15 protein-coding genes are annotated in these 15,547 nt (G+C 75.4%); 7 read left to right on the forward strand and 8 right to left on the reverse strand.

The features are described 5' to 3' along the window. Positions 1 to 165 precede the first annotated feature (165 nt). Positions 166 to 1,194: an AraC-like ligand-binding domain-containing protein gene (locus ACLIYP_RS15790; protein WP_412713766.1), complete on the forward strand. Its 1,029-nt coding sequence runs from the start codon at positions 166 to 168 to the stop codon at positions 1,192 to 1,194. A 33-nt stretch (positions 1,195 to 1,227) separates the two neighbouring features. On the opposite strand, the gene ACLIYP_RS15795 is transcribed toward ACLIYP_RS15790, so the two are convergent. The 3 genes from ACLIYP_RS15795 to ACLIYP_RS15805 all read right to left on the reverse strand — a co-directional run bounded on the left by ACLIYP_RS15795 (position 1,228) and on the right by ACLIYP_RS15805 (position 4,912). Further along, positions 1,228 to 1,791 (reverse strand): hypothetical protein, encoded by a 564-nt coding sequence (locus tag ACLIYP_RS15795; RefSeq protein WP_412713767.1) that lies wholly within the window; start codon positions 1,789 to 1,791, stop codon positions 1,228 to 1,230. A gap of 372 nt (positions 1,792 to 2,163) precedes the next feature. Then, positions 2,164 to 3,360 (reverse strand): extracellular catalytic domain type 1 short-chain-length polyhydroxyalkanoate depolymerase, encoded by a 1,197-nt coding sequence (locus tag ACLIYP_RS15800; protein WP_412713768.1) that lies wholly within the window; start codon positions 3,358 to 3,360, stop codon positions 2,164 to 2,166. A 217-nt stretch (positions 3,361 to 3,577) separates the two neighbouring features. Then, positions 3,578 to 4,912 carry an aminotransferase-like domain-containing protein gene (locus ACLIYP_RS15805; protein WP_412713780.1) on the reverse strand — a complete coding sequence of 445 codons (1,335 nt, stop codon included), beginning with the start codon at positions 4,910 to 4,912 and terminating at the stop codon, positions 3,578 to 3,580. Positions 4,913 to 5,130: 218 nt separating this feature from the next. Between ACLIYP_RS15805 and ACLIYP_RS15810 the strand changes: the two genes are divergently transcribed. Then, entirely contained in the window at positions 5,131 to 5,778 is a 648-nt protein-coding gene (locus ACLIYP_RS15810) for a LysE family translocator (RefSeq protein WP_412713769.1), read from the forward strand. A gap of 73 nt (positions 5,779 to 5,851) precedes the next feature. On the opposite strand, the gene ACLIYP_RS15815 is transcribed toward ACLIYP_RS15810, so the two are convergent. Together ACLIYP_RS15815 and ppk2 are read right to left on the reverse strand one after the other, a co-directional pair. Then, positions 5,852 to 6,958, reverse strand: coding sequence for a CapA family protein (locus ACLIYP_RS15815; protein WP_412713770.1), 1,107 nt, complete (start codon positions 6,956 to 6,958; stop codon positions 5,852 to 5,854). A 252-nt stretch (positions 6,959 to 7,210) separates the two neighbouring features. Continuing rightward, complete coding sequence (ppk2, locus tag ACLIYP_RS15820) at positions 7,211 to 8,092, reverse strand: polyphosphate kinase 2 (RefSeq protein WP_412713771.1); 882 nt, start codon at positions 8,090 to 8,092, stop codon at positions 7,211 to 7,213. A 118-nt stretch (positions 8,093 to 8,210) separates the two neighbouring features. On the opposite strand from ppk2, the gene ACLIYP_RS15825 reads away from it, so the two are divergent. From ACLIYP_RS15825 to ACLIYP_RS15835, 3 genes are all read left to right on the forward strand, one after another. Beyond that, positions 8,211 to 8,453: an acyl carrier protein gene (locus ACLIYP_RS15825; RefSeq protein WP_412713772.1), complete on the forward strand. Its 243-nt coding sequence runs from the start codon at positions 8,211 to 8,213 to the stop codon at positions 8,451 to 8,453. 168 nt (positions 8,454 to 8,621) lie between these two features. Then, positions 8,622 to 9,074 (forward strand): YchJ family protein, encoded by a 453-nt coding sequence (locus ACLIYP_RS15830; protein ID WP_412713773.1) that lies wholly within the window; start codon positions 8,622 to 8,624, stop codon positions 9,072 to 9,074. A gap of 367 nt (positions 9,075 to 9,441) precedes the next feature. Then, positions 9,442 to 10,110, forward strand: coding sequence for a peptidoglycan-binding domain-containing protein (locus tag ACLIYP_RS15835; RefSeq protein ID WP_412713774.1), 669 nt, complete (start codon positions 9,442 to 9,444; stop codon positions 10,108 to 10,110). A gap of 100 nt (positions 10,111 to 10,210) precedes the next feature. Here ACLIYP_RS15835 and ACLIYP_RS15840 read toward each other — a convergent pair whose 3' ends face one another. The 3 genes from ACLIYP_RS15840 to ACLIYP_RS15850 all read right to left on the reverse strand — a co-directional run bounded on the left by ACLIYP_RS15840 (position 10,211) and on the right by ACLIYP_RS15850 (position 13,688). Further along, positions 10,211 to 11,155: a DUF6807 domain-containing protein gene (locus tag ACLIYP_RS15840; RefSeq protein WP_412713775.1), complete on the reverse strand. Its 945-nt coding sequence runs from the start codon at positions 11,153 to 11,155 to the stop codon at positions 10,211 to 10,213. After that, positions 11,152 to 12,306 carry a Gfo/Idh/MocA family protein gene (locus ACLIYP_RS15845; RefSeq protein WP_412713776.1) on the reverse strand — a complete coding sequence of 385 codons (1,155 nt, stop codon included), beginning with the start codon at positions 12,304 to 12,306 and terminating at the stop codon, positions 11,152 to 11,154. Before ACLIYP_RS15845 ends, ACLIYP_RS15840 begins: the two co-directional genes overlap by 4 nt. 164 nt (positions 12,307 to 12,470) lie before the next feature. Beyond that, complete coding sequence (locus ACLIYP_RS15850; protein ID WP_412713777.1) at positions 12,471 to 13,688, reverse strand: erythromycin esterase family protein; 1,218 nt, start codon at positions 13,686 to 13,688, stop codon at positions 12,471 to 12,473. A 58-nt stretch (positions 13,689 to 13,746) separates the two neighbouring features. On the opposite strand from ACLIYP_RS15850, the gene ACLIYP_RS15855 reads away from it, so the two are divergent. Together ACLIYP_RS15855 and ACLIYP_RS15860 are read left to right on the forward strand one after the other, a co-directional pair. After that, positions 13,747 to 14,514 (forward strand): TioE family transcriptional regulator, encoded by a 768-nt coding sequence (locus ACLIYP_RS15855; RefSeq protein WP_412713778.1) that lies wholly within the window; start codon positions 13,747 to 13,749, stop codon positions 14,512 to 14,514. 213 nt (positions 14,515 to 14,727) lie between these two features. Beyond that, the coding region (locus ACLIYP_RS15860; protein ID WP_412713779.1) for an AfsR/SARP family transcriptional regulator at positions 14,728 to 15,547 on the forward strand (820 nt) is incomplete at its 3' end.

A 15,547-nucleotide genomic window follows, 5' to 3' on the forward strand; every position in this document is an offset into this window, starting at 1 on the left:
GCCCCGGCAGGCGCCGCGCGCCTGCCGCGGATTGTCCGGAGCGGCGGAACGGGCCTGCCTGACAACCCGTGCCCCCCGAGACTCGGTGCCGGGCATGGCCGGACGGACCGGTGTGCTCCGGCCGGGCCGGCGGCGGGAGACACGACCGGGGAGAAGGAGGAGCACATGGTGTACGAGACGGCGTTCACGAGCGAGGACGTGCCCGCGGCCGAGCGGTTCGACCGCTGGCGCGAACTGGTCCGGCGGGCCCACGCGCCCCTGGAGGCGGACAGCCCCCACCGGGCGGACTTCCGGGCCCGGGTGCGCGTGCTGAGCGTCGGGGCCGTGACGGTGTGGCCCGCGGAGTTCCGGCCCGTCGTGCTGCGGCGCACCCCGGAACTGGTCCGGCGGCACGACCCGCGCACCGTCCACGTGTCCCTGCCGCTGCGGGGGCGGCTGAGGGTCGTCCGGGAAGGCCGCGCGGACGGCTACGGTCCCGGTTCCCTGTGCGTGCTGGACACCTCGCGCCCGTGCGAGATGTGGGCGGGCGACGGCGACGGCCCGTACAGCGGCATCGGGCTGGAGGTCCCCCGGGACCTGCTGCACCTGCCGCCGGAGCGGCTGGCCGGGCTGACCCGCCACCGGCTGTCGGCGCGGGAGGGGATGGGAGCTCTGCTGGCGCAGTTCCTGACCACGGTGGCGGCGGACTCCGCCCGCTACCGGCCGTCCGACGGGCCCCGGCTGGCCGCGGTCGCGGTCGACCTGCTGTCCGCCCTGTTCGCCCACACCCTGGAGAGCGACCACGCGCTGCCGCCGGAGGACCAGCGGCGGGCCCTGCTGCTGCGCGTCAAGGCCTACATACGCCGGCACCTGCACGACCCGCACCTGTCCCCGCCCGCGATCGCGGCGGCGCACCACATCTCCCTGAGCCATCTGCACCGGCTGTTCCGGGACGAGGACTCCACCGTCTCGGCGTTCCTGCGCGACCAGCGGCTGCGGCGCATCCGGCAGGACCTGTCCGACCCCGCCCTGTACCGCACGCCCATCCACGCCGTCGCCGCCCGGTGGGGTCTGACCGACCCCTCCGCCTTCAGCCGCGCCTTCCGCGTCGCCTACGGCACCTCGCCCAGCGACCACCGGCAGCGCGCGCTGGCCCGCGGCGGTACGCCGACGGCCGTGCGGGGCGGCCTCATGGCGAACGCCGCGGGCCGCTGACGCACCGTGTGGCCCGGTACCCGGTAACCCGTATCAGCCCATGTCCAGGCGGGCGGCGGCCTTGCGCAGCATGCCCGCCTTCTGCTCGACCGGCTTCTGCTGCTCGCCCTGGAGCGCGCTGACGACGGTGAGCGCGCCGGTCAGTACGGGGATGCTCCACTGGGCCCAGCGCAGCTGGCGCTCGGCGTCCTCCACGGAGGCCGGGTGGTGCTGGGCCCCGGCCGCCTTCTCCGGGTCGGAGGAGGTGGCCATCTCCAGCTTCTTGCCCATGACGCGGCTGTAGGCGGTGGCCGCCAGGGCCGCGCCGGTGAGGACGGTCTTGATCGCCGAGGAGGCTCCGACACCCCGCTGGTGCTCCACGCGGTACATGTTGGACGCCAGCAGGGAGACGGCGCCCGCCAGGTGGGCGGCGATGGCCAGTCCGTTGACCGGCGTCCACTTCGCCCATCCGATGCTCGCGATCCTGTCGCCGGTCGCGGCGTCCTCCCACTCCCTGGCGACGCCGTTGAGCCCCACGGCACCCATCAGGGAGCCGCCGAACCATGCGCCCATCCCCAGGTCGTGCAGGCTGCGAGCGAGCGTGTTGCGTTCGGACACGATGATCTCCAGTTCGCCTTGTCCTGTTCGAGCGTTGTCCACGACATTCGAGAATTTCGCGGCATTCAAGGCATACCAGAGGTTTCCGGGGTGCGCCGCCCGGAGCCGCACGGCCGGGCGGCGCTCACGCCCGCCCCCCCGGAGTGCGGCGGCGATCGGCGCGGGAACACCGGGAACGGCTTCCCGCCGAAGCGTGTCCACGGCCTGTCCGGCCCCCGCGGGGAGGTGGTGAAGCGCCGCCAGGTACATCAGCGGGCCGGGCCCCGGCGGAGTCGCGCATCGGCGTGTCCGGCTTTCGGTGAGCGTCACCGGCCGCCGGGCAGCGGTGCGCCCGTCGTACGGCGCGCCGTACGACGGGCGCACCCGCGGCTCTCAGCCGCAGGAGGCCGTCCTCTCGTACCACCCGGGTTCGGTCTCGGTGAGCGAGGTGACGGTGTAGACGTTCCACAGCCCCAGCGCGTCACCGGAGCCGACCGCGTAGGCGTAGCCGTAGCGGGCGGTGGCGCGGCCCTGCTGCACATGGGTGTAGTTGCTCGCCGTGAAGCAGGCGGGCGTCTGCGGGTCGCCGGGCTCTCCGGGGTCGCCCGGGTCACCGGGGCCGGCGTCGCCAAGGCCCCAGTCGGCGGTGATGTGCGCCGTCGAGCACATCAGGTCGGCGGTGTACGCGCCCGCGGTGCCGCAGCCCTCCGACGGGCGCACCGGGACGGCGTGCCCCATGCCGGAGACGCGGTAGTCCCTCACGACGGTGCCGGCGGAGGACCCGTAGTCCCGCCGCGTCACCCCGCCCGGCAGCGAGGCCGTGCCGTCCGCGGTGGCGTCCGTGCCGTGCGCGTTCGTCCACTGCTTCACCAGTTCGTCCGCGTTCGCCGGTACGACCGTGGTGTCGGCGGTGCCGTGCCAGACGGCGACCGACGGCCACGGGCCGCCGTATCCGGGGTTCTGGGCGCGGACGAGGTCGCCCCACTGGGCGGCGGTCTTCGTGGATCCGGGGTTCATGCAGCCGAAGGCACCGACCATGCTGGTGGCGCAGCCGTGCGGCACGCCGGCCAGCACGGCGCCGCCCGCGAACACGTCCGGATAGGCGGCGAGCGCGCTCGCGGCCATCGCTCCGCCGCCGGAGAACCCGGCGACGTACACCCGGGACGGGTCGGCCCCCACCGCGTTCACCGTGTGGGAGACCATCTGACGGAGCGACAGCATCTCGCCCCGGTCGCGCGAGGTGTCCCCGCTCTGGAACCAGTTGAAGCAGCGGGAGCTGTTGTTGGCCGTCTCCTGCTGGGCCGCGACGAGCGCGAAACCGCGCGCGTCGGCGTAGGTGCGCCAGCCGTAGGTGGCCGTGAAGCCGGGCGCGTCCTGGGTGCAGCCGTGCAGGACGAGGACGACCGGGGCGCGGGCCGGCAGGTCGTCGGGGATGTAGCGGTACATGGTCAGCGCGCCCGGGTTGGAACCGAAGCCGGTGACGCGTTCGAGCTCGGCGGCCGCCGCCGGGGCGGCGGACAGCCCGGTGAACGCCAGCGCGAGCGTGCCCAGCAGCACACCCGCGCGGCGCAGGAGGTTCGTGGCTCTCATGAGGGGGGTCCTTACGCCTGAAAGGGACCTGACAATCGATGCCCGTACCGTAGGCCGTGACGCAGGTCACTCGAACATGCCGGAGCCACAGGGTCGCCGGCACGCCGGTGGCCGCCACCCACATTGCCCGGGGAGAGCGCGCACCGGCCCCTCTCCCGTACCGGCCCCGCGCACCGGCCCTCCGGCGGCACCGTCCGAGGCAGCCCGTCCGCGGGAGTCACTCGGCGGACGCCTCCTCCGGCCCCGAGCGGGCGAGGGCGGCGAGGGTGTCCAGCGCGCGGGCGAGGACGTCCGGCGGCGGCGAGGCCAGGGCGAGGCGTACGGCGTGGGGGGCCCGGAGCCCGTCGGCGGCGAACGCCGCCGCCGGGGTGACCGCGATGCCGTGCCGGGCCGCGGCCGCGACGAAGGTGTCGGCCCGCCACGGGCGGGGCAGCTCCCACCAGCAGAAGTACGACGACGGGTCGCCGCTCACCGCGAAGCCGTCCAGATGGCGGGCGGCGATCTCCCGGCGGGCCGACGCGTCCCTCCGCTTGGCCCGTACGACCGCCTCCACCGCCCCGTCGGCCCACCAGCGTCCCGCCGCGTCCAGGGCGAAGCGCGCGGGTCCCCACCCCCCGGAGCGCAGCGCCGCGGCGACGGCGGGTGCGAGGGCGCGCGGGGCGACGGCGTACCCCGTGGTCAGGCCGGGGGCCAGGCGCTTGGAGAGGCTGTCGACCAGGACCGTGCGCTCCGGGAGCAGGGCGGCCAGCGGCGGCCCGTCGCGGAGGAAGGCCCAGACGGCGTCCTCGATCGCTGGCACGCCCAGCCGGCCCAGCACGTCGGCCAGTTCGGCCAGCCGCCGCGGCGGCGTCACCAGGCCCAGCGGGTTGTGGACGGCGGGCTGGAGGTAGACGGCGCGCAGCGGCGCGGCGCGGTGGGCCTCGGCGACGGACTCCGGCACCACCCCCTGCCCGTCCACCGCCAGCGGTACGACCTCCACCCCCAGCCGGCCCGCGACGGACCGCAGCACCGGGTAGGTCAGCTCCTCGGCGCCCAGCCGTCCGCCCTGCGGGACCAGCGCGGCGATCGCGGCCGCGATCGCCTGGCGCCCGCCGCCCGCGAACAGCACCCGGTCCGGGTCCGGCCGCCAGCCGCCCCGGGCCAGCAGGCCGGCGGCGGCGTTGCGCGCGGCGGCCGTGCCCGCGGGACCGACCGGGCGCGTGGCGGACTCCAGGACGTCCGGGCGCAGCAGCGGCGCGATCCCGGCCGCGAGGAGCGCCGGCTGCTCGGGCACCACGGGGTGGTTGAACTCCAGGTCGATGCGCGCCTCGGCCGGCTCGGCCGTCGCCGGGTCCGCCGTACGCGGGGAGGCCCGGACGAAGGTCCCCCTGCCGACCTCGCCGACCGTCAGGCCCCGGTGGGCCAGTTCGCGGTAGACGCGGGCGGCCGTGGAGCCCGCGATGCCGTGCCGCCGGGCGAACTCCCGCTGCGTGGGCAGCCGGTCACCCGGCCTCAGGCGTCCCGCGGCGATGCCGGCCGCCACACCGTCGGCGATCCGCCGGTAGTCGTCCACGAGGGCTCCCTTCGTCCGCTGCCGTCCGCTGCCGTCCGCGCCGCCACCGATGCCGCCACCGGCACCGCCGCCGCGACTGCCAGACAATCACTTCATTGCACCGAGAGCAATATTGAACATTGCATCGATGCACGGTCGGCGCATACGCTCGTCGGGCGGCACTCCCCGCGGCCGGCCCGGCGGCCGCGGGCCGGCCCCCGGAGAGGCGGACACAGGCCATGCTCGGAACAGGTGCGGTGCTCGGCGTCGCGGCGGTCTCCCTGGGAATGGTCCTCACCCCCGGGCCGAACATGATCTACCTCGTCTCCCGGAGCATCGCCCAGGGCCGGCGCGCCGGGATCGTGTCGCTCGGCGGTGTCGCCCTCGGCTTCCTGGTCTACCTCACGGCCGCGAACCTGGGCCTGTCGGTCGTCTTCCTGGCCGTCCCCGGGCTGTACTCCGCGGTGAAGCTCGCCGGAGCCGCGTATCTGGCGTGGCTCGCCTGGCAGGCCCTCCGGCCGGGCGGGGCGGCCGTCTTCGCCCCGCGGGAAGTTCCGCACGACCCGCCCCGGCGCCTGTTCGTCATGGGGCTGACGACGAACCTGCTCAACCCCAAGATCGCGGTCATGTACCTCTCTCTCATCCCCCAGTTCGTCGACCCGGGGGCCGGGCACGTCCTCCTCCAGGGATTCGCGCTCGGGACGGTCCAGGTGGCGGTCAGCCTGGCGGTGAACCTGGCCATCGTCCTGGCCGCCGGATCCATCGCGGCCCTCCTGTCCCGCCACCCCTCCTGGCTGAGGATCCAGCGGTACGCCATGGGATCCGTCCTCGGCGCGCTGGCCGTCACCCTCGCCGTCGACGACTCGCGCCCCGCGCGGACGGCCTGACGCGGCGCCGGGCGCCGCGTCAGGCCGGAAGGGGCGGCCGAGGAGCGGTGAACGGCCGAGGGACGCGGGCGGTTCACCACCGCAGGACGAGCGTCCCGTCCGCCTCGCGGCCGACACGCGTACCGAGGTCGCGGCCGGCGCGGTCCAGGACCGCCCGCAGCCACCCGGCGTCCTGCGGCGAGGCGTGGCGCAGCCGCATCCGCCGGGCCTGGAGCGGCACCATCCGCACGCCGGCCGTCCGGCCGTCCGGCTCCAGGCGGACGAGGTACAGCAGCCGCAGGTCGTCCCGGTACCGCTCGTATCCGGTGATGCCCTCGTAGTCGTTCACGAGATCGCCGCAGCCGTACAGCACGAGCCTGTCCCGGTACACCTCCAGGGGGCGGGGGTGGTGCGAGGAGTGGCCGTGGACGACGTCCGCGCCGCCGTCGACCAGGGCGTGCGCGAAGCCGGTCTCCTCGCGGGAGACCTCGTAGCCCCAGTTCGGCCCCCAGTGGACCGAGACGACCACGATGTCGCCCGGCCGCCTGACCCGGCGGATCCGCTCGGCCACGGCCGCGGCGGCGGACGGCGAGGGCTCGGCCACGACGTCCACGCCGGGCCGGCCGGGACCGGCGGACCAGGACGGCGGTATGCCGCTGGAGGGCATGCCGAAGGCCAGGACCACCACCCGCCGCCCGTACCCCAGAGGCACGGGCGCGGGCCGCCGCGCGGCGGTGAGGTCCCGCCCCGCTCCGGCCGCCGCCGGCCCGGCGTCCGCCAGGGCGTCGAGCGTCTCCTCCAGACCGGGGCGGCCGAAGTCCAGGACGTGGTTGTTGGCCAGGACGCAGACGTCGGGGCGGGCGGCCGACAGGCAGGGGAGGTCGGCGGGGCTCATCCGGTAGTGGACGCCCTTGCCCGGCGCGAACGCGCCGCTGCGCGTGACACCGGTCTCCAGGTTGACGATCCGGGCGTCGGGGGCGGCCTCGTCGATCGCCGCGAGCGCCTCGCCCCAGGGCCACTCGAAGCCGACCGGCCGGGGGATCGGGCCGTTGGCCGCCTCCGCCAGCTCGACGTAGGCGCGGGCGTCCCGGATGTACGCCTCGCGCAGCGCAGGATCACCGGGGTGCGGGAGGATCTGGTCGACGCCCCGGCCGAGCATCACGTCACCGCAGAGGAACAGGGTGACCGCGGCCCCGCCCATGCCTCCAAGGGTAGGACCCTTTCGCCTCTCCCGGGGGCCGGCCGGCCCCCGGGAGGAGGGACCGTCGGCCCTGCCGCCCCGGCCCGGCCCGTGGTGTCCTGGTGGTGGCCCCGGAGGCGGCCATCGGACGCGGAGAAGCGGAGCGAGACCGCGCACCGCGCAATCGGAGCCCGCGAGAAGCGGGTGGCCTCCGGCGGGCCCCGTGTGCCCGGCGTGACCCCCGTACGCCGGGCACACGGCATGGGAGCGCCGCTACGCGCCGCCCGGCCCGCCGCCCCGCTCCCGTCCGGCCCCCTCCAGGGTCGCGGCGTGGTCGGGCACCCAGGTCTGCGTCTCCATCGGCGGCCGCCGGTAGCCGGTGGACGGGGGCCGGGGCGGCAGGCTCAGCTCCGGCGGCTCGACCTCGTGGTACGGAACGCCGGACAGCAGATGGGCGATCATGTTGATCCGGGCCCGCCGCTTGTCGTCCGCGTCGACGACGTACCAGGGGGACTCAGGAGTGTCGGTGTGGGCGAACATCTCGTCCTTGGCCCGCGAGTACGCCTCCCAGCGGACACGGGACTCCAGGTCCATCGGGGACAGCTTCCAGCGCCGCATCGGATCCTCCAGCCTCGACCGGAACCGCCTCTCCTGCTCCTCGTCGCTCACCGAGAACCAGTACTTGCGCAGCAGGATGCCGTCCTCGATCAGCAGCCGCTCGAAGACGGGGCACTGGCGCAGGAAGCGCGCGTACTCCTCGTCGGTGCAGAACCCCATGACGCGCTCGACGCCCGCGCGGTTGTACCAGCTGCGGTCGAGCAGCACGATCTCGCCGGCCGCCGGCAACTGCTCGGCGTAGCGCTGGAAGTACCACTGGGTGCGCTGGCGTTCGGTGGGCGCGGGCAGGGCGACGATGCGGGCCACGCGCGGGTTGAGGTACTCGGTGACGCGCTTGATGGCTCCCCCCTTGCCCGCCGCGTCGCGCCCCTCGAAGACGACGACCAGCCGGGCGCCGGTGGAGCGCACCCACTCCTGCATCATCACCAACTGCTCCTGGAGCCGGAGCAGTTCCTTCTCGTACACCGGGCGGGGCAGTTTGGCGCGCCGCCCTCCGGGCCTCTTCGGCGACCGCTTCCCGCCGTCCTGTCGCGGCATACGCGCCCTCCCGCACCTTCCGGATGTTTTCCGCTTTCGCTGACGAATACCGTTTTCCCAGGTGAAACCGGGAAACACGGAGGACCGATCCATGTGACCCGACCCGGAGATGATGAACATGGCAACCGGCGAGACCGGATTCAGCGACGTCGTCTACGACCTGATCTCGGTGCAGTACCACGCGCTGAAGGCCGGACACGACTACGGACAGTACGTCCGCGACGCCGAGAACGCGGGCAAGCAGGAGATCGCCGACTTCTTCCGCAAGGTGATGGAGGAGGACTCGCGGCGCGCCGCCCAGTGCCACGAGTACCTGGCGCAGCTGTCCGGTACCGAGGACGCGGGTCCGGCGGCCCGGTAGGCACGGCCCCCTTCGGCGGGCCGGGGCGCCCGCGGTACCGCCGTACGCGGCCGCGGGCGCCCCGGCCCGCCGCGTGTCCGGTGGCGCTCCGCCGTTCCGGTGCCCCACCGTCCCGGCGCCGTCCGCCCCGGGGCGCACCGGATCCCGTACGGCGGTCACCATGGAGGCATGTCCCGACGCCGATCACGTCCGCGCCAGAAGGCCCCCTCCGCCTCGCCCGCCCCCTCCCCCCTCTCCCCCGGCGCGCCCTGCCCGTGCGGGCTGCCCGCCTCCTACGCCGACTGCTGCGGCCGGTTCCACCGGGGCCCGGCCGCCGCTCCCACCGCCGAGGCCCTGATGCGCTCCCGCTACAGCGCCTTCGCCGTGCGCGACCGGGCGTACCTGCTGCGCACCTGGCACCCGGACACCGTGCCGGAGCGGCTGGAGCCGGACCCGCAGACCCGTTGGCGCCGGCTGGAGGTCCTCGGCGCCACCGGCGGCAGCCCCTTCCACACCGAGGGGACCGTCTCCTTCCGCGCCCACTTCACCGAGCGGGGGCGCGAAGGGGTCCTGGAGGAGCACAGCCGCTTCGTGCGGCACGCCGGCGCATGGGTCTACCTCGATGCCTCCGGCGCCTCCTGACGGCCCCGACCGCCCCGGGCGTCCGGGAGCGGCCCGGCGGGGGAAGACGTGAAGAAGCCGTGCACCGGCGGCGCACGACCGGCTCCGGTGCGGCGGTGACCGAGTAAGGTCCTTTCCGGGGACCATCCGTGAGCGTTCGCGTACTCTGCGGCGCGACGGGGTGCGCACCGGCCGCGGAGCGTTCGCGCGGGCGCACGGCGGTCCCCCTCGCGCCCGCCGTGCGGGGCGGGGGAGGAACAGGAGGGGGGAGATGGCGTTGCGTCCCGACCCGAGGCCGCGGTCTCGCCGTCAGGCCGCCGGGCGGCCGCGGTCCCTGGGCCCGTGGGACCGTCCGGAACCGGACACACCACGGCGGCCCGGCGGCGGCGTGCCCGGGGGCGGGCCGCGTGACGCGGGGACCGGTGGCTCCGGCCCGGGCGGTCCGGCCGCGCCGGCCGAGTCCGTCACACCCCCCGAACCGCGCACGGGCTTCCTGACCGGACACCGCGGTCCGCGCACCACCGCCCTGGTCCTGACGACCGGCGCGATCGGTTCCGCCCTGGCGACCCTGCTGGTGGTCTCCGGCGTCCTGACGCCCGCCGACCCGCGTACGCCGCTGTCCGGCGGTCCGCCCCCCTCCTCGGAGCCGGTGGACTCCGGTCCGGACGGCACGCCGTCCGCGTCCGGCTCTCCCGGCCCCGAGGCATCCGCTCCCTCCGCGCCCGCCACCGCTCCGGACGGCACGCCGCCCGGACCCGCACAGCCGGTCCCCACCCCGCCGGTGTCCGCCGCGCCGCCGCCCAACCCCGCCTCCCAGCAGTCGCGGAGCCCCGCGTCCGCCATGCTGCGGGAGGGCGACAGCGGTCCGGAGGTGGCGGAGCTCCAGCGGCGGCTGCGGCGGATCCAGGGCGTCTACCCCGGCGGCGACGTCGACGGCCGCTACGACGCCGAGGTCGCCGAGGCCGTCGCCCGCTACCAGCAGTGGTACGGCATCCGGGGGGACGAGGAGGGCGTGTACGGCGACGACACCCGGCGCGACCTGGAGGCGCGCACCTGACGGGCGCACCGGCGCGCCGCCCCGCGGGCGGGCCCTGCGCCCGGTGCCCCTGCGTTCACCACCCCCGCGCCCGCCATTCTCGCGCCCGCCATCCCCGCACTCACCATCCGTGCGCCCCGAGCCAGGACTCCACCCGGTCGCCGTCCCAGGCGCCGTCCGCGATCACCACGCGGTAGCGGTAGGCGAAGCTCTCGCCCGGCGGCAGCTCGAACTCCTCGAAGAAGGCCCAGGAGAAGGCCACGACCGGGGTCGGCTCGGATCGCACGAACCAGTGGGAGGCGTGGATCGCGCCGTCGTTCCCGGGCGCGTGGGCGAAGACCAGGGTGGTGTGCGCGTCCACCGCGTCGCGTTCGGCGGTGAAGGCCAGCCAGGGTGCCCGCGTGCCCATCATGGCCGCGGCGCCGGCCTCCCCCTTCCCGCCCCGGCCGCCGGGGCCGAGGACGTCGCCGCCGGTGAGATCGCGCGGACCGCGCCAGTGGAGGCCGGTGTAGCCGGCCATCTCGCGCCCGGCGGTGGTCGGGGAGCCGAACACCAGCGGCTCGGCGCGGACGTTGGTGAGGCGGATCGACCAGTCCAGCGCCCAGGCGCCCTCCTCGGGCTCGGCCGAGTGCACCTCGACGGTCCGCGTCTCGCGGGCCCACTCCCGCCCGCCGTTCTCGATCCACGTCAGCCGTTCGGCCATGCGCACCCGGTCCCCGTCCGGGCCGAGGACGTCCACCGCGTCGAAGGCGTCGTGCCGCATCCACCCCACCCGGTCGCGCAGCGGCAGGTAACCGCGGCCGGGAACGTAGGAGTTGCCGCCCCAGAAGTTCTGCCCGGACAGGTGGCTGGCGGTCATCTGCAGCCCCTTGTGCCAGCGGTGGTCGCTGGGCCGGTAGCCGGTGACGGTGCGGCCGGCCAGGGTGCGCAGGGGGTGGGCGTACGGCTTGCGGGACTCGAAGGCGTCCGGATCGGGCCGGTAGACGTAGGCCATCAGCTCAACCGCGCCGCAGGAGACGGAGATCCGCTCGCCGTGGACGTGGGTGACGGTCAGCGGCGCGCTCACCGGGCGGCCTCCGCCGGGGAGGTGCGCGGCGCCCAGTCGGGGTGGCCGCCGTGCATGGCGGTGTAGTACGGGTCGCCGGGGGCGATCTCGCCGGCGCGTACCGGGCGCCCGGTGAAGGCGGCCTTGTACAGGGCGGCGGTGAACTCCACCGTGCGGCGGGCCTCGTGGCCGCTGCCGGGCGGCCGGACGCCCGCGCGCCGGGCGGCGAGTACGGCCGCGAGCTGGGCGGTGTGGGAACTGGGCAGGTCCGCCGCCGGGGTGCGCCAGGCGCGGACGCGGTCGGCTCCGCCGGGGGCCCGCGCCACGTGGGGGGCGGGCGTGTAGACCCAGTCGTCGTTGGAGTGCCCGTACAGATGGGTGAGTTCGACGGTGGCGTCGGAGCAGTCGATGCGTATGCCGCTGGCCTCCCGGGGGGACAGGACGCTGTTGACGACGGTGGCCACCGCGCCGCTTTCGAAGCGGACCAGGGCGGTGGAGACGTCCTCGCTCTCCACGTCGTGCACCAGGCGTCCGGCCATGGCCCGCACCTCGGCCCAGTCGCCGAGCAGGTGCAGCAGCAGGTCCGTCTGGTGGATGCCGTGGCCCATGGCGGGGCCGCCGCCCTCGGTGGCCCACCGGCCGCGCCAGGGGACGGAGTAGTAGGCGGCGTCGCGGTACCAGGTGGTCTGGCAGTGGGCGACGAGCGGGGCGCCCAGCGCGCCGGAGGCGAGCAGTTCGCGGGCGTGGACGGCGCCGGAGCCGTAGCGGTGCTGGAAGAGGACGGTGGCGTACGGGCCGCCCTGCTCCTCCGTTCCCTCGGCGGCGGCGATCTCGTCGTACTCGGCGAGGGAGAGGCACAGCGGCTTCTCGCACAGCACCCACGCGCCGGCGCGCAGCGCGGCCGTCGTCTGCTCCCGGTGGAGGGAGGGCGGGGTGCCGATCAGCACCAGGTCGGGTCTCTCCCGCTCCAGCATCCGGTCCAGGTCGGTGTAGCCCGCCACATCGGTGCCGGTCTGCGCGCGGAAGGCGTCCAGCCGTCCGGCGTCCACGTCGACGACGGCGACCGGCTCGACCTCGTCCGCGTGGGCTTGGAGGGCCGGCAGATGGCCGACGGTGGCGATGGCTCCGGCGCCGACGACGGCGGCGCGGAGGCGTTGGGTGACCGGGGGCATCGGGTTCGGGCTCCTTCGGTGGCCGACGGCGGCAGAAAGCGCTTACCGAACCGACCCTAGAAGCGGTACGGGCTTCTGGAAAGGGCCCGTGCGCCACGACCTGCGAGCCCCTCCCCCTCCTGCGGCGGACCTTTCCGCCGCAGGAGGACCGGCCGCCCGGGGCGTCAGCCCTGCGGGACGTCCCTGACGAACACGACGCCGTCGGTGTCCGCCAGGTGGGCCGGGTCCAGGGGTGCGTAGCCGAACCAGGGGGACACACGGGGCTCGAGGCGCGTGCCGTCGAGGGCCGGGGCCAGCCGCCGGGCGTCGACGAGGCAGCGCTCCGGGGGGAGCGCGTACAGGAGCCCTTCGAGGGTGTCCGGCGGCGGGGTGTCCACTCCCCGGTGCCGGATCGTGCCCAGGGCCGTGGCCACGAAGGCGTACTCCTTCCCGAGCCGGGCGGCCACCAGTGCGCCCGCGCTCCACCACTCAAGCGGCCTGCCGCCCATCCGCATCGTGCTCTTGCGCCGCTGGAGATGGGCGTTGTGGGCGTGGACGAACACCGGGCCCCGCTCGGCGAGGGCGAGGAGGTTGCCGGCCATCATCGAATCCCGCAGGCCCGTCAGTCGCGCCAGGCGGTTCGGCGAGGTGTCGGCCATCCGCCGGTGGTAGCGGAGCAGGCCGGTCGCGCTACGCCCGTACAGGCGCGCCCGGTCCCACTCCTCCCGCGAGGTCGCCGTGATCAGGTGCGGCGTCCACTCCTCCAGCAGCGCCACCAGATCGTCGGCGAGCAGTCTCAGCCGGCCGGTCCCGGCCGACCGCCCTGCCGAGCGGGACGGGTCCGTCATCGCGGCGGGATCGGTCCAGCGGTCGTCGGGGCCGAGCAGGCGGTCGAGCGTCCGCGCGGTGCAGGGGAGCAGGTCGGTGTCCACATGGGCCGCCAGGTAACCGTGGAGCGCGGTGAGGGCCTGCCGGGGACTCGCGGCGTGGGTGATCTCCAGCGGGCCGTCGAAACCGGCGAAGCGGAGCCGCTCGGACGCGGGTCCGCCCTCCTCGGCGGCGCGGACGTTGCGGGCGCGCATCCACCGCACGAGTTCGCGGTTGGCCGGGAAGGCTCCCCAGCCGTGGCTGAAGCCGCTCTCCATGACCTGATCGAGGGTGCCCGTGCCGGAGGTGACGTAGTCGTCCACGATCAGGCCCGCCACGCAGTCGCTCTCGATCGCGATCGTCCGGTGGCCCTCCTCCTCGACGAGTTGCCGGAACAGCTCGTTGCGCAGATCCAGCAGCGCGCCCTCGCCGTGGGTGGGCTCGCCCAGCGCGAGCAGCCGGGGCCGGCCGGGGAGCATCCCCATGACGGCGGCGGCCTCGACGGCATGGGCGGTGTCCTTGGTGTCGGTAGCCATGCCCTCAACGCTATCGTTGAACTGCCGGTGGAGACTTTTCCGCGATATCGTCGGCCGAATGGCGCAGAACCTTCAAGACGGCAAGCGGCTCAGGCCGGTCGATCTGGCGCGCGGGCACGGTCTGTCCACTCAGGCGGTCAGGAACTACGAGGCGGCCGGCATCCTCCCGGCCGCCGACCGCACGCCCCACGGCTACCGCGCCTACACCCCGCTGCACGCGCGGGCGCTGCGCACCTTCCTCGCCCTGGTGCCCGGCCACGGCCACCAGGGGGCGGCGGCGATCATGCGGGCGGTGAACGAGGGCGCGGACGAGGAGGCGTTCCGCCTCGTCGACGAGAGCCACGCCCAGCTCCTCGACGACCGGCGGACCCTCCGGGCCGTGGAGAGCGCCCTGCGCGGTCTGGAATCCGGTGCCGGGCGCGGCGCGGCGCCCTGGCGGGACTCGGCAGACGGGCCCGGCTCCGGCTCCGGCTCCGGCTCCGGCGGCACGTTCATCGGACCGCTGGCCGGGAAGCTCGGCATCCGGCCCGCGACACTGCGCAAGTGGGAGCGCGCCGGGCTGGTCCGCCCGCACCGCGACCCGCGGACCGGGTACCGCGTCTACGGCGAGGCCGCCGTACGGGACGCCCGGCTGGTCCACCAGCTCAGGCGGGGCGGTCATCCGCTGGAGCAGATCGCCCCGCTGATAGACCGGGTGCGGGCGGCCGGCGGGCTGGAGCCGCTGGAGGCCGTGCTGCGCGACTGGCACGGCCGGCTGTCCGCCCGTTCGCGGGCGATGCTGACCGGGGCCGCCGAGTTGGAGGCGTACCTCCGGGAACGCGGGTGAGACCTCGGCCGCCGACCGGAGGGCGGGAGCCGCCGACGGCGCGGACACCGGTTCCGGGACCCGCACGGTGTACGGCCCGGCGCGGTGTTCCCCGTTCCTCGGCGGACCGACACCTCGCCTTCGTGTACATGCCACAACTGCCGGGGAAGGTATGGCCCACCGGTCTCGGCGGCCGGCCGCGGCCGTCCGGTACGCGAAAGGGGGCTCGTACGAGTGCAGTTGGGAATCCTGGGGCCGGTGGAGATACGACGGCGTGACGGCGCGCGGCTGGGCCCGCGCGCCGGCCGTGAGAGATCCCTGCTGGCGCTGCTCGTGCTCAACACCGGATACGTGCTCCCCCACGACCGCATCGTCGACCTGCTGTGGGAGGACCCTCCCGGCAGTGCCCGTGCCCAGGTGTACAACCTGGTCAGCGGGTTGCGGCGGCGGCTGCGGGCGGAGGCCGACGGTACGGACGGCGAGGCGCTGGTGACCACCGACGGCGGCTACCTGCTCAGGTCCGGAGCACACACCACCGATCTGGCCGTCTTCCGCGACCACGCCTCGCGGGGCCGCGGCGAGGCGGAGGCGGGGCGGTTCGGCCGGGCGGCCGAGCTGCTCTCCACCGCCCTCGGCTGCTGGCGCGGCACGGCGCTCAGCGGCTGCTCGGAGCCCTTCGTCCCGGCCGCGCGCCAGGGGCTGGAGGAGGAGCGGTGGCGGACCGTGGAGGCCCTGCTGGACACACGGCTGGCCCTGGGCGAGTACGAGCGGGTGCTCGCGGATGTCGATCCGCTCCTCGCCCGGCACCCCCACCGCGAGGACCTGTACCGAAGACGGATGCTCGCGCTCGCGGGGCAGGGGCGGCGCGCCGACGCGCTGGCCTGCTACCGCGAGGCGTACCGCAGGCTCGGTGACGACCTGGGCGTCGGGCCGGGGGCGCAGTTGCGCGAGCTGCACCGGCGGATCCTGGAGGGAGCGGCGGTCGGCGCCCCGGACGGAGCGGACGGCCCGGGCGGCCCGGGCGGCGCGGGGGCCGTCCGGCGGGGACGCCGCG

Source organism: Streptomyces nanhaiensis (assembly GCF_046614825.1).
Classification (GTDB): domain Bacteria; phylum Actinomycetota; class Actinomycetes; order Streptomycetales; family Streptomycetaceae; genus Streptomyces; species Streptomyces radiopugnans.

Coding starts and splice junctions, on each gene's coding strand:
- ACLIYP_RS15790 (WP_412713766.1), top strand. CDS start 166: ATGGTGTACGAGACGGCGTTCACGAGCGAGGACGTGCCCGCGGCCGAG.
- ACLIYP_RS15800 (WP_412713768.1), bottom strand. CDS start 3,360: ATGAGAGCCACGAACCTCCTGCGCCGCGCGGGTGTGCTGCTGGGCACG.
- ACLIYP_RS15815 (WP_412713770.1), bottom strand. CDS start 6,958: ATGGGCGGGGCCGCGGTCACCCTGTTCCTCTGCGGTGACGTGATGCTC.
- ACLIYP_RS15850 (WP_412713777.1), bottom strand. CDS start 13,688: ATGGCTACCGACACCAAGGACACCGCCCATGCCGTCGAGGCCGCCGCC.
- ACLIYP_RS15810 (WP_412713769.1), top strand. CDS start 5,131: ATGCTCGGAACAGGTGCGGTGCTCGGCGTCGCGGCGGTCTCCCTGGGA.
- ACLIYP_RS15825 (WP_412713772.1), top strand. CDS start 8,211: ATGGCAACCGGCGAGACCGGATTCAGCGACGTCGTCTACGACCTGATC.
- ACLIYP_RS15855 (WP_412713778.1), top strand. CDS start 13,747: ATGGCGCAGAACCTTCAAGACGGCAAGCGGCTCAGGCCGGTCGATCTG.
- ACLIYP_RS15845 (WP_412713776.1), bottom strand. CDS start 12,306: ATGCCCCCGGTCACCCAACGCCTCCGCGCCGCCGTCGTCGGCGCCGGA.
- ppk2 (WP_412713771.1), bottom strand. CDS start 8,092: ATGCCGCGACAGGACGGCGGGAAGCGGTCGCCGAAGAGGCCCGGAGGG.
- ACLIYP_RS15830 (WP_412713773.1), top strand. CDS start 8,622: ATGTCCCGACGCCGATCACGTCCGCGCCAGAAGGCCCCCTCCGCCTCG.